The following is a 12,442-nucleotide window of genomic DNA, read 5'->3' as shown; positions in this document are numbered from 1 at the left end:
GTTCGCGTGTGGGTGCCGGTCAGACCTGGGGTCCCCGCAGTGGGATCTGGTGGATCTCCGCTCTACGGCCGCGGACGTCGCCGCGCGCGTCGATGATCCGAAGCATCCGGCTGTCAGAGGGCGCGAGTAGATTCCGCACCATGACACACCTGATCTTCTCGACAATCTGCTCCCTCGACGGCTACATCTCCGACCGGGACGGCAAGTTCGACTGGGGTGCGCCCGACGACGAGGTCCACGCCTACGTCAACGAACACGTGCGTCCACTGGGCACGTATCTCTACGGCCGACGCATGTACGAGACGATGCGCTACTGGGAGACCGCGCTGGAGGTTCCCGACCAGCCGCGCGTCGCCCGGGAATTCGCAGAGATCTGGCAGGCGGCCGAGAAGGTCGTCTACTCGCGGACCCTCGCGGACGCGGACCTCACGTCCAGGAAGACGCGGATCCAGCGCACGTTCGACCCTGAGGCGATCCGGCGGATGAAGGCCGAGGCCTCGCGGGACATCTCCGTCAGCGGTCCCGAACTCGCCGGCCAGGCTCTCAAAGCCGGGCTCGTCGACGCACTTCACCTGACCGTCGTCCCCGTCATCGTCGGCGGCGGCAGCAAGGCCCTGCCGGACGACATCCGCCTCGATCTCGAGCTGCTCGACGAGCGCCGGTTCGCCGGCGGCACCGTCCATCTGCACTACCGCGTCAAGGCTGACCGCAGGATCGACGCCGACAAGAGCGCAGGCACGATCGGCCAGGGAGGGCGGGCTCCCCGGGCCGATCGTATCGACGGATCGGCATAGCGCCGTGTCTGCTTGCGGCGCGGTGTGGACGTAAAAAGCGGATCGCCAAAGGTGGGAACTGATCAGTACGGTGTGACCGCATGCAAGCCCGAGCGTGATGGCCGTCAAGGAGTCGACTTGCCCCCGCAGCTGAAGCTCACGGCGATAACGCTCGACTGCTCCGATCCCCTGGCTCTGGCCGCGTTCTACCAGAAGGCCACCGGGCTCGCGCCGGCCCAGGGATCCACCGCCGACTTCGCCGGGCTCACCCGCGAGGACGGGCTCTTCATCGGCTTCCAGCGGGTGGACGACTACCGGGCTCCGCACTGGCCCGAGCAGGCCGTGCCCCAGCAATCCCACCTGGACTTCGCGGTCGACGACCTCGACGAGGCCGAGGCGCTGCTCCTGGAGCTGGGCGCGGGCAAGCCGGAGTACCAACCGGGCGGCGACCGGTGGCGGGTCTTCACCGACCCGGCCGGGCATCCCTTCTGTCTGACCGGAAGCTGACGCCACGATCACCCGCAGCCTCCCGTCCTGGGGCGGCCTCGGTGTCGGCCGGATCGTCTAGAGTCTCCCCGGCAGTGTCCAGGGGGAGGGTGGTGCGCGCGTGAAACCGTTGGTGGCGGGGGATCCGTCGGTCGTCGGTCCGTACCGGTTGCTCGGCCGGCTCGGCGAGGGCGCCATGGGCGTCGTGTATCTGGGCCGCACCGCCGGAGGACGGACGGTGGCCGTGAAGGTGATCCGGCCGGAGCTGGCCCGGGACGCGGAGTTCCGGGCGCGTTTGCGGCGCGAGGTGACCGCGGCGCGCCGGGTGGAGGGCTCGTGGGCTGCGCCGGTGCTCGATGCCGACACCGAGTCGGCCGATCCCTGGGTCGCGACCAGGTATGTCGCGGGGACTGCCCTGTCGGAGGCGGTGCTGGAGTTCGGTCCGCTGACCGAGCACGGGGTGCGGACGCTGACAGCCGGTCTCGCGGAGGCGTTGGCCGCCATCCACGGGCTCGGGCTGACCCACCGTGACGTCAGGCCGTCCAATGTGATGCTGTCGCCCGGCGGCCCGGTACTGATCGACTTCGGCGTCGCGCGCGCCATGGACAGCGTCGCGACCGCCTCACTCACCCACGGTGCCATGGTGATCGGCTCGCCCGGCTCCTTGTCGCCCGAACAGGTGCTGGGCCGGCCGCTCGATGCCGCGTCCGACGTTTTCCAGCTCGGCGCGGTACTCGCCTACGCGGCCAACGGCCAGGGGCCGTTCCCCGCCGACAGCGCCGCCGCGCTGCTGTACCAGGTGGCGCACGGTGAACCGGATCTGGGGGCGCTGCAGGGCGAGTTGCGCGCGCTCGCCGCCGCCTGCCTGGCCAAGGACCCGGCCTCCCGTCCCACGCCGCAGCAGATCGCCACGACCCTCGCGCCCGAAGGCGCGGCCGGCCTGATCACCCCCGACTGGCTCTCCGCACCGGTGATGTCACAGCTCAGCCGCCGCACCGCCGAACTGCTCGACGTCGAGACACCGCCCGATCCTGCCTCGACTCCGTCCGTCCCCGCCTCCGAGCAGGCCTCGCCGGCCGCTCCACCTGCTCCGCCCGCCACTCCACCGGCTCCGGTCGTCGGGCCCCCGACTCCGGCCGGGGCCGTCCGTGCACCCGACGCAACACTTCCCCTGACGCCACGCGCCAGCGCACCGCAGCCCGGCCGGGCGGACAACCGCCGTCGGACGGTTGTCGCCACCATCGCGGTCCTCCTGGCGGCCGGGCTCGCCACCACGGCCGCGCTCCTCACTTCCTCGGCGATCTCGGCAAGCACATCGAACGTCGCCAAGCGGGGCCCGATCGACCTCGCGCCCGTCCCGGCGCCCGCGTCGGCATCGTCCAGCCCGGCTGACGCCGGGGGCATCACCGGGCCCTACAAGACCGTGGTCAACCTGTGCGACAAGGTCGACACCGGCAGCCTGCAGCAGCTGTTCGGCCCGCTGGCGAACACGCCGACACACCAGTCCTTGGCCACCGACGAGGAGGACGGGGTCACCGGGACGGAACGGGGCTGCACTGTCAACTTCGGCACCAGCAACGTCGACATGGCAGCACGCGTCTACCCCACTGCCGGTGCAGCCAGGGCGGACTACACGAACTCGACCAGGTTCGACAGCACCTACTCCGTCTCTCCCGTCGCGCTGGGCGAACAGGCCGAACAGAGCAAAGGGGTGAGCTCCGGCGGCGGCATCACGTGTTGGACGTACTCGCTGGAGGTCCAGGACGCCAATATGTTCATCTATATGAATGTGAACTCCTGCCCGACCTCCTACAACGCCTCGATGGTCGCCGCCCTCACCACCGTCATGAAGGGAACGATGGCCGGCCTGAAGTAGCAGTCGACAGAGCCCGGCGAGGCCGAGCCAAGCGCTAGCCCGGCCAGAGGGAGAGGATCAGGGCTCGGAGGGTGGTGGCGAAGAGGCGGTCGGGGTCGGGTGGGGCGGCGAGGGCCGCAGCAAGGCCCGGATCCTGCTCGGCGGTCTCGGCGTCCCAGAGGTCCGGCTCGCCGGGGTGCTGACGGGGTGCGCGCTCGCGGTTGCGCTCCACCAGGACGAAGCCCACCACCTGGAACTGCACCGCCCGTACCGCCTCGGCCGCGGCCGGCCCGCGCAGGCCGGCCGCGTGGGCCTCGTGCACCAGGGCGCGCTGGGCCGGGAGCATCATCAGCTCGGTCAGCCCGCGTTCGTGCACCAGGGCGATCAGGTGCGGACGTTCCCGCAGCTTGCGGCGCAGCGCCAGCGCCACCGACTCGGCGCGCGCCGCCGGAGTGGCGCCCCGCGCCTCCAGCTGGCCCATCTCCCGGACCGTGCGCTGCACCAGCTCGTCCAGCAGGGCCTCACGGTTGCCGACGTGCCAGTAGATCGCGGTGACGGCGGTGCCGAGCTCGGCGGCGAGCCTGCGCATGGTCAGCGCCTGCGCCCCCTGGGACCGGACCAGCTCCTCGGCGGCGGACAGGACGGCCTCGCGACTCAGCGCCGGCGCTGCCGACCCACGCTCCTGACGCTTCGTCACCATACGTCCCTCCGCTGCGAATTGATCTCCTGCACGAGTCTTTACCCGGCACACCCACCGGAGTAACAGTGTTACAGACCCATCGGGAGAAGGCAGGTGGTGCAGCCATGGCACGAGTACGGTACGGCCCGCGCAGCGAGGCGGACATCGCGGCGGCGAAGAGCAGCCGGGCGGTGCTGCCCGACATCTGGTCCACCGGCGTGGTCGCGCTGTGGGAGAGTGACCCCGACGCCGTGGCGCAGGTGCTGCCGCCGCCGCTGAAGCCCGCCGAGCGGGCGCTGGTGCGGGTGAACATCAGTCAGGTCGACCTGTTCGGCAGCCCGTTGGGCGCGGGGTCGTTCGCGGTCAGCGCACAGCACGGCGAGCACACCGGCTGGTACCCGCTGGTGATGCCGATGAGCACCGAGCGGGCGCTGATCGGCGGCCGGGAGGTGTTCGGCGAGCCGAAGAAGCTCGGCGAGATCGCCGTGACCCGCGAGCAACTGCCGCACGGGGACCGGGTGGTGGCCACTCTGACCCGGCACGGCATCACCTTCGTCGAGGTCCGCGGCCGGGTGACCGGCGAACTGCCGCTGCCCGAGCCGGTGCGCAAGCTGGACTTCTACCTGAAGTTCCTGCCCGCCGTGGACGGCGAGGGCTTCGACCTCGATCCGGTACTGGTGCACTGCACCCGCAACGAGCGGGTACGGCGGCTGGAGGGCATCGAGGGCGAAGTGGTGCTGCGGGAGTCGGCGTTCGACCCGGTGGCCGATCTGCCGGTACGCCGGCTGCTGGAGATCACCATCGGGGAGAAGACCTCCGACCAGCGCGGGAGAGTGGTCGAGCGGGTCAGCGCACAGGCGCTGCTGCCGTACGTGCACCAGCGCTACGACGACCCGATGCAGGTGCTGGACGCGCCTGCCGCTCCGGCCGGGGGTCAGCGATGGAGTTGACGCCGGGTCAGGTGGCCGTGGTCACCGGCGCCGCCAGCGGCATCGGCCTGGCCATGGCCGAGCGCTTCGCCGCCGAGGGGCTGAAGGTGGTCCTCGCCGATGTCGAGGAGCCCGCCCTGGACAAGGCGGTCTCCGTCCTGCGCGAACGCGGCGCGGAGGCGATCGCCCAGGTCACCGACGTGTCCGAGCGGGGTTCGGTCGAGGCGCTGGCAGATGCGGCCTACACCGCCTACGGGGCGGTGCACGTGCTGTGCAACAACGCCGGGGTCGGCTCCGGGGCCGAGGGCCGGATGTGGGAGCACGAGCCCAACGACTGGAAGTGGGCCTTCGCGGTCAACGTCTGGGGCGTCTTCCACGGTATCCAGGCGTTCGTGCCGCGGATGCTGGCCGGCGGAGCGCCGGGGCACCTGGTCAACACCTCCTCGGGGGACGGCGGCATCGCACCGCTGCCCACCGCCTCGGTGTACGCGGTGACCAAGGCGGCGGTGGTGACCATGACCGAGTCGCTCTACGCGCACCTGCGCGCGGAGCAGGCGCCGATCGGCGCGTCCGTGCTGTTCCCGGGCCCGCACATGCTGCGCACCGGGCTCTGGGAGTCGCACCGCAACCGGCCCGACCGGTACGCCAAGGAGCGCCCCCGGAAGACCCCCTACCGCAGCCTGGCGCAGTGGGAGGCGGCGATGGGCGCGGCGGGGCAGCAGATCGAGTTCACGCCGGTCGAGGACGTGGCGGCGACGGTGGTCGACGGGATCCGGGCCGACCGGTTCTGGATGCTGCCGGCCAGTGAGCACAGCGACCGGCAGATCCGGGCCCGGTCCCGGTCGATGCTGGAACGCAGCAACCCGACCTATCTGGAGCGGTTCATTCTGGGGGACGACTGATGGCGGCTCAGCAGCCTTATCTGATCATCTCGTCGGACTGCCACGCCGGCCTGCCCACCGAGCAGTACCGGCCCTACCTCGAGTCGGCCCACCACGAGGCCTTCGACGCCTTCCTCGGCGAGGCCGCCGCCCGGCGCGAGTCGGCGACGCGGCTGGGCGTGCGCAACGAGGCCTTCGCGCAGAAGTGGTTCGAGGAGCACGAGGAGGGGCTGCGCGGCGGCTGGGACGCGGCGCAGCGCGACAAGGAGCTGGACGGCGACGGGGTCGCCGGCGAGGTCGTGTTCCCGGACGCCGACGCCGTGGACAGCACCACCGCCGCGCCCTTCGGCGTCGGCCTGGGCCTGAGCGGCGACCAGGACCCGGTGCTGGGCATGGCCGGCGCCAAGGCGCACAACCGCTGGCTGGCCGAGTTCATCGCCGACAGCGCGGCACCGGAACGGCACGCCGGGGTGGCGCTGCTGCCGATCACCGGCGAGGTCGGCACCGTGGTGGCGGAGGTACGCAGGGCGCACGCGTCCGGGCTGCGCGCGGTGATGATCCCGTCGATGTGGGTCGACAAGGCGCCCTACCACGACCGGCGTTACGACCCGGTCTGGGCGGTGTGCGAGGAACTGCGGATGCCGGTGGTCACCCACTCCGGCGCGGCCCCGCGCCAGGAGTACGGCGACCACCTGGGGATCTACGTCACCGAGGTGACCTTCTGGCCCTCCCGGCCGCTGTGGTTCCTGCTCTGGTCCGGCGTGTTCGAGCGGTTCCCCGGGCTGCGGTTCGGCGTGGCCGAGTCCGGCTGCTGGTGGCTGCCGAACCTGCTCTGGTTCATGGACCGGCTCTACCTCGGCGCGCACGGCGGCAAGAAGCTGTCGCCGTTCGCCGAGCTGACCATGGCCCCCAGCGCGTACGTGGACCGCAACTGCTTCATCGCGGCGACCAACACCAAGCGGCGGGAACTGGCGTACCGCTACGAGATCGGGGTGGACAACATCTGCTGGGGCAGCGACTTCCCGCACCCCGAGGGCACCTGGCCGCAGACCCGTCAGTGGATGCGGACCACCTTCCACGACGTCCCGGTCGAGGAGACCCGGCGGATGCTCGGACTCTCCTGCGCCGAGGTCTTCGGCTTCGACACCGAGGCGCTGGCACCGATCGCGCGCCGGATCGGGCCGACGCCGGCCGAGCTGGGGCAGCCGGAGGACCAGACGGCGGTGCTGGCGGCCTGGGCCCCGGCCCGCGAGGTCGGCCGGCACTGGCTGACCGGGCACGACTTCCCCTTCATCGGCACCGCCGCACCCACCGCGGGGAGAACCCTGTGACCAGTCCCGAGACCATCGCTGACGAACAGCCGGAGACCCGGCAGCCCGAGCGCTACACCGTGGTGTCCGCCGACTGCCACGCGGGCGCGGACCTGCTGGACTACCGGCCCTACCTGGCCTCCGAGTACCACGAGGACTTCGACGCCTGGGCCGCCGGATACGTCAACCCGTTCGCGGACCTGCAGGCGCCCGAGGCGGACCGCAACTGGGACTCGGACCGGCGGCTGGCCGAGCTGGAGCAGGACGGCATCGTCGCCGAGGTGGTGTTCCCCAACACCGTCCCGCCGTTCTACCCCAGCACCTCGTTGACGGCGGTTCAGCCCACCGCCGAGGAGTACCGGCTGCGCTGGGCCGGACTGCAGGCCCACAACCGGTGGATGGCGGACTTCTGCTCGCTGGCGCCCGGTCGGCGGGCGGGGACCTTCCAGATCCTGCTGAACGAGGTGGACCAGGCCGTCGCCGAGGTACGGCGCTGCCACGCGGCCGGGCTGACCGGCGGCGTGGTGCTGCCCGGGGTACTGCCGGGCTCCCCGGTACCCGAGCTCTACTCCCAGGTGTACGAGCCGCTGTGGGCGGTCTGCGCGGAACTCGGCGTGCCGGTGAACCACCACGGCGGGTCGGGCGGCCCGGTGCTGGGGCCGGAACCGGCCGCACGGGCGGTGTACATGGTCGAGGCGACCTGGTTCTCGCACCGGGCCCTGTGGCACCTGGTCTTCAGCGGGGCGTTCCAGCGGTACCCGGGGCTCAGGCTGGTGCTGACCGAGCAGGGGTCGGGGTGGATCCCCGGCGTCCTGGAGATGCTGGAGTACTACCACGGGCGCCTGGTCGGCGCGGCGACCCGGGCGGCCACGGCCGAGTCGAAGTTCGGCGCGGGGCTGGCCGAGCTGATGGGCGACGGGCCGCGCAGCGTCTGGGACCGCAACTGCTACGTCGGCGCCAGCTTCATGCGGGTGCACGAGGTCCAGATGCGCGAGCGGATCGGGCTCGACAAGATCATGTGGGGCAGTGACTTCCCCCACGACGAGGGCACCTTCCCGTACACCACCGAGGCGCTGCGCACCGCCTACGCGGGCCTCCCGTACGCCGAGGTCGCGGCGATGGTCGGCGGCAACGCCGCCCGGGTGTACGGCTTCGACCTGCCGGCCCTGGACCTGCTGGCCGCCAAGGTCGGCCCGCTGGTCGGCGAGGTCGCCGAGCCGCTGGCGGCTCCCCCGCCGGGCGCCACCAGCCCGGCCTTCGCCCAGGGAGGCTCCGTCCGGGTGTGGTGACCCGTGAGCTGACGTGACGTGACCCGGGGTCGCCCGACACCCGTCCGGGCGAGGGCGGCCCCACGGGTCGGTGGCGGCCACAGCAGCGCCGCAACCCGGCAGGGCGGCAGGGCGGCAGGGCGGCAGGGCGGCAGGGCGGCAGGGCGGCAGCGGCAGTGAGCCCGAGGGGTCAGAGGGCCAGGTCGACCACCACCGGGGCGTGGTCGGAGGTGCCCTTGCCCTTGCGGGCCTCGCGGTCGACATAGGCGTCGGAGACGGCCTCCGCGAACGGCTTGTTGCCGTAGGCGAGGTCGATCCGCATGCCGTAGTTCTTCGGGAAACCCAGGCCGCGGTAGTCCCAGAAGGTGAACGGGTGGTCGTACTTCAGCGCCCGGGGGAACACGTCCGCCAGGCCGAGGTCGCGCAGGTCGGCCAGGGCCTGGCGTTCGGCCGGGGTGACATGGGTGGAGTCGACGAACTTGGCCGGGTCCCAGACGTCCTGGTCCGTCGGCGCGACGTTGAAGTCGCCCAGCACCGCGAAGGGACGGGTGCCGGCCGTGTCCTCGCGGACCGCCTCGCGCAGCGCGGCCAGCCACTCCAGCTTGTAGGCGTAGTGGGCGTGGCCCACCTCGCGGCCGTTGGGGACGTAGACCGACCAGACCCGGACCGGGCCGCAGGTCGCGGCCACGGCCCGGGGCTCCTGTTCGGGCTCGGCCGCCAGCAGGGTGTCATCGGCGTCGTCCGCGAGGTAGCCGGGCTGGCCCGGCAGCCCCCGCACGACGTCGTCCAGGCCGATCCGGGACAGCACCGCCACACCGTTCCACCGGCCGGTGCCGTGCGCCGCCGTCTCATAGCCGAGTTCGCGCACCGCGTCGAACGGGAAGGCGTCCGTGGGGCACTTGAGCTCCTGGAGGCAGAGCACGTCGGGCTCGGCGGATCCCAGCCACTCCAGCAGTTTGGGCAGCCGGGCGTTGACCGAGTTAATGTTCCAGGTGGCGACGCGGACGGTCATCGGATCACTGCTTCCGTGCGTAGGAACGGGCTCCCACTCAACCTACCGTCCGCCACTGACAGCGACCGGGTGCCGCCGCCCGGCGGCACCGTCCGCGCCGGTCACCGCCCCTCACCGCAGCGCCCTCACCGCGTCGTGGCGGCGCCGTGTCGCCGCGACGCGGCGCCGCCACGACCGCGGCCGCTACTGCGGTCCCACCGGCCACACCACGGAGGCCGCGCCGCCGCCCCGGCGTACCGGCTCGGCCGCGGCGTCCAGCCGTCCGTCCGGCAGCGCCTGGATGCCGGTGGCCGCGCCGATCTCCGGGTTGGGCGCGAACACCTCGCCGATCGCGGTCAGCGCCGCCGCGTCCGGCGAGGCCAGGAAGGCCGGCTCGGCGTCCGAGGTGGCGGCGTTGCGCTGGCTGGTGCGCGGCGCGGCGATGGCCTGCTCCAGGGTCATCCCCCGGTCCACGTGGCCCAGCAGGACCTGCAGCACGGTGGTGATGATGGTGGAGCCGCCGGGCGAGCCCTCGGCGAAGTCGAAGCGCCCGTCACGCAGCACGATCGTCGGCGACATGGACGACCGGGGCCGCTTGGCCGGGCCCGGCAGGTTGGGGTCGGGGACCCCGGGGACCGCGGCGGTGAAGTCGAAGTCCGTCAGCTCGTTGTTGAGCAGGAAGCCGCGGCCCGGCACCACCATGGCGCTGCCGCCGGTCTGTTCGATCGTCAGGGTGTAGGAGACGACGTTGCCCCAGCGGTCGGCCACGGTCAGGTGCGTGGTGTTGGTGCCCTCGTAGGTGGTCGGCGCCGGGGTGCCGGTGGCGGCGCAGCCGTGGCCGGGATGCCGGGGGTCGGCCGGGGCCAGCGGGCTGGTCAGGCTGGAGTCCGGCTTGATCAGGCAGGCCCGGGAGTCGGCGAAGCGCTGCGACAGCAGGCCCTGGGTCGGCACGTCGACAAAGCGCGGGTCGCCCACCCAGCGGTTGCGGTCCGCGAAGGCGATCCGGCTGGCCTCCAGGTAGTCGTGCAGGTACTGGGTGGACGAGGCGTGCCGCAGGTCGAAGTCGTTGAGGATGTTCAGTGCTTCGCCGACCGTGGTCCCGCCGCTGGAGGACGGGGCGATGGAGTAGACGTCCAGGCCCCGGTAGTCGACCTCGGTCGGGGCCTGCTGCCGGACCTGGTAGGCCGCCAGGTCGGCCATCGAGAGCTGCCCCGGCCGGGCGTCCCAGCCCGAGGCCGGGTCCACCTGGGGGTGCTGGACCAGGCTGGTGATGTCCTGGCCGATGTCGCCCCGGTAGATGGCGGCGGTGCCGTCGCGCTCCAGCTCGCGGTAGGTGGCGGCCAGGTCGGGGTTGCGGAACAGACTGCCGACGGCCGGGGGTTTCCCGCCCGGGAGGAACAGCGCGGCGGTGGCCGGGAAGGCCGCGAAGCGGGTCGCGTTGTCGGCGGTCTGCTGGGCGAAGGTCGGGTTCACCACGAACCCGGTGCGGGCCAGCTTCTCGGCGGGCTTCAGCGAGTCGGCGAAGGAGCGGGTGCCCCACAGCCGCAGCGCCTGCGCCCAGGTCTGCGCGGTGCCCGGGGTGCCGACGGACAGGCCGCTGCTGACGGCGTCGGCGAAGGACAGCGGTACGCCGTTCTCCAGGAACAGGTTCTGGTCCGCCGTCAGCGGCGCGGTCTCCCGCCCGTCCAGGGTGCTGACCCTGTGGGTGCGGGCGTCGTAGTAGACGAAGTACCCGCCGCCGCCGACGCCGGAGGAGAACGGCTCGGTGACGCCCAGCGCGGCCGCGGCCGCGACTGCGGCGTCCACGGCGTTGCCGCCGTTGCGCAGCACCCCGATGCCGATGTCGGTGGCCTCGGCCGACACGCTGGCGACCGCCCCGCCGTAGCCGACGGCCTCGGCCGTCTTGGGTGCGGGCGGCAGCGGTGCCGGTGCGGACCGTGCCGACGTCGGCGGGGCGGCGTGGGCCGCCGGGGCCCCGGTCAGTGCGACGAGGGCGACGGCGAGCAGCAGCGGTGGTGCGAGACGTCCACGGACTCCCATGTGTGCCTCCTGTGGCGGTGTACGGACCATTGCGGCACAGCTGACGGTGTTCACACAAGAAGACCTCGCACAAGCACCCCTGGGGGTGAACCGGCGGGGGCGGTGCGGAAGGTGCGGACCCGATCGGTCATGATGAATCGGCACCGACCACGACAGACCGGTGCGACACCGGGCGGAGCGACTCCGGCAGACGCGGGCAGGCGCGCGGCAGGCGAAGGGCAGGAGAGGGCGATGGCAGTGCTGGCGGTCGGCTACTCCGGACCACCCGCGTGGCAGTGGTCGGACCTGGTGACGTCATGGCAGCCGGAGCCGGCGGTCCTCGCCCTGTCGGTGCTCCTCGGCGCGGTCTACGGGCTCGGCCTACTGCGGCTGCGGCGCACGCAGCAGCGCTGGCCGCTCGGCCGGACGGCGGCGTGGTACTCCGGTCTGCTGCTGTGGATCTGGGTGACCTGCTCGGGCATCGGTGTCTACGAGCGGATCCTCTTCACCGACCGGGCCTCGCAGGTGATCCTGCTGCTGATGGTCGTGCCGCTGCTGCTGGCCATGGGCGCCCCGGTCTCGCTGGCCGCGGACGCCTCCTCCGAGCGGGGCCGCGCGCGGGTGCTGCGGGCGCTGAGCAGCCGCCCGTCCAAGGTGCTGATGTTCCCGGCGGTGTCGACCGCGGTGCTGATGGTGCCGCCGTGGCTGCTGTTCTTCACCCCCTGGTACGAGCACACCATGACCAGCTCCGGCTGGAACATCGGCCTGCACCTGATCCTGGTGGTCCTGGGCCTGGCCTACTTCTGGCCCCGCCTGCAGGTCGACCCGGTGGGACACGAGTACCCGGCGCTGGTCGGGGTGTTCATCACGATGGCCGAGGTGATCTTCGACGCCGGCCTGGGCCTGCTGCTGGTCTACGGCCACGGGACGGTGGCCCAGCACTACTACGAGTCCCTGGGCCGCCCCTGGGGCGCGTCGGTCCGGCAGGACCAGGTGTGGGGCGGCAGCGCGCTCTGGGTGCTCGGCGACATGGCCGGACTCCCGTTCCTGGCGGCCCTGGTACGCCGGATGATGGTCAGGGGCCGGGCCGAGACCGCCGCCGTGGACGCCGCGATCGACGCCCAGATCGCCGAGCAGCGGGCCGCCCGGTCCGTCGGCGGCAGTGACGGCGGCGACCCGGAGATGATGCGCCCCTGGTGGCTCGACGACCCGAACCTCGCCCGCCGCTACGGCGCCGCCGACCAGTAGCCC

11 protein-coding genes are annotated in these 12,442 nt (G+C 72.3%); 8 read left to right on the top strand and 3 right to left on the bottom strand.

All coding sequences use genetic code 11. The features are described from left to right. Window positions 1–140 precede the first annotated feature (140 nt). From ABH925_RS00115 to ABH925_RS00105, 3 genes are all read left to right on the top strand, one after another. The gene (locus ABH925_RS00115) at window positions 141–794 is read left to right on the top strand and encodes a dihydrofolate reductase family protein (protein WP_370144357.1); all 654 of its coding nucleotides are present in this window, start codon (window positions 141–143) and stop codon (window positions 792–794) included. Between the two features lie 117 nt (window positions 795–911). Next, a complete protein-coding gene (locus ABH925_RS00110; RefSeq protein ID WP_370144356.1) occupies window positions 912–1,280 on the top strand; it encodes a VOC family protein in 369 nt (122 codons plus the stop codon). A 100-nt stretch (window positions 1,281–1,380) separates the two neighbouring features. After that, complete coding sequence (locus tag ABH925_RS00105; protein ID WP_370144355.1) at window positions 1,381–3,135, top strand: serine/threonine-protein kinase; 1,755 nt, start codon at window positions 1,381–1,383, stop codon at window positions 3,133–3,135. 34 nt (window positions 3,136–3,169) lie between these two features. Here ABH925_RS00105 and ABH925_RS00100 read toward each other — a convergent pair whose 3' ends face one another. Further along, window positions 3,170–3,814, bottom strand: a complete 645-nt coding sequence (locus ABH925_RS00100) for a TetR/AcrR family transcriptional regulator (protein WP_370144354.1) — start codon at window positions 3,812–3,814, stop codon at window positions 3,170–3,172. Window positions 3,815–3,918: 104 nt separating this feature from the next. On the opposite strand from ABH925_RS00100, the gene ABH925_RS00095 reads away from it, so the two are divergent. From ABH925_RS00095 to ABH925_RS00080, 4 genes are read left to right on the top strand one after another with little or no spacing between them, the layout of a single operon-like run. Then, on the top strand, window positions 3,919–4,743 hold the full coding sequence (locus tag ABH925_RS00095; protein ID WP_370144353.1) for an acetoacetate decarboxylase family protein: 825 nt from the start codon (window positions 3,919–3,921) through the stop codon (window positions 4,741–4,743). Further along, window positions 4,734–5,624, top strand: a complete 891-nt coding sequence (locus ABH925_RS00090; protein ID WP_370144352.1) for an SDR family NAD(P)-dependent oxidoreductase — start codon at window positions 4,734–4,736, stop codon at window positions 5,622–5,624. The genes ABH925_RS00095 and ABH925_RS00090 overlap by 10 nt, the downstream gene beginning before the upstream one ends. After that, window positions 5,624–6,934 carry an amidohydrolase family protein gene (locus tag ABH925_RS00085; protein WP_370144351.1) on the top strand — a complete coding sequence of 437 codons (1,311 nt, stop codon included), beginning with the start codon at window positions 5,624–5,626 and terminating at the stop codon, window positions 6,932–6,934. Before ABH925_RS00090 ends, ABH925_RS00085 begins: the two co-directional genes overlap by 1 nt. Then, window positions 6,931–8,202, top strand: coding sequence for an amidohydrolase family protein (locus ABH925_RS00080; RefSeq protein ID WP_370144350.1), 1,272 nt, complete (start codon window positions 6,931–6,933; stop codon window positions 8,200–8,202). Before ABH925_RS00085 ends, ABH925_RS00080 begins: the two co-directional genes overlap by 4 nt. Window positions 8,203–8,371: 169 nt before the next feature. Here the strand turns inward: ABH925_RS00080 and ABH925_RS00075 are convergent, their stop codons facing one another. Both ABH925_RS00075 and ggt read right to left on the bottom strand, forming a co-directional pair. Then, window positions 8,372–9,193 (bottom strand): exodeoxyribonuclease III, encoded by an 822-nt coding sequence (locus ABH925_RS00075; RefSeq protein WP_370144349.1) that lies wholly within the window; start codon window positions 9,191–9,193, stop codon window positions 8,372–8,374. Between the two features lie 183 nt (window positions 9,194–9,376). Continuing rightward, on the bottom strand, window positions 9,377–11,212 hold the full coding sequence (gene ggt / locus ABH925_RS00070) for a gamma-glutamyltransferase (RefSeq protein WP_370144348.1): 1,836 nt from the start codon (window positions 11,210–11,212) through the stop codon (window positions 9,377–9,379). A gap of 231 nt (window positions 11,213–11,443) precedes the next feature. Between ggt and ABH925_RS00065 the strand changes: the two genes are divergently transcribed. Continuing rightward, complete coding sequence (locus ABH925_RS00065) at window positions 11,444–12,439, top strand: cytochrome c oxidase assembly protein (protein WP_370144347.1); 996 nt, start codon at window positions 11,444–11,446, stop codon at window positions 12,437–12,439. Window positions 12,440–12,442 lie beyond the last annotated feature (3 nt).

Origin of the sequence: Streptacidiphilus sp. EB129 (assembly GCF_041262645.1) — a bacterium.
Classification (GTDB): domain Bacteria; phylum Actinomycetota; class Actinomycetes; order Streptomycetales; family Streptomycetaceae; genus Streptacidiphilus.
Note: the sequence above shows the minus strand (reverse complement) of the source record. Positions and strands in the feature narration are given on the sequence as shown.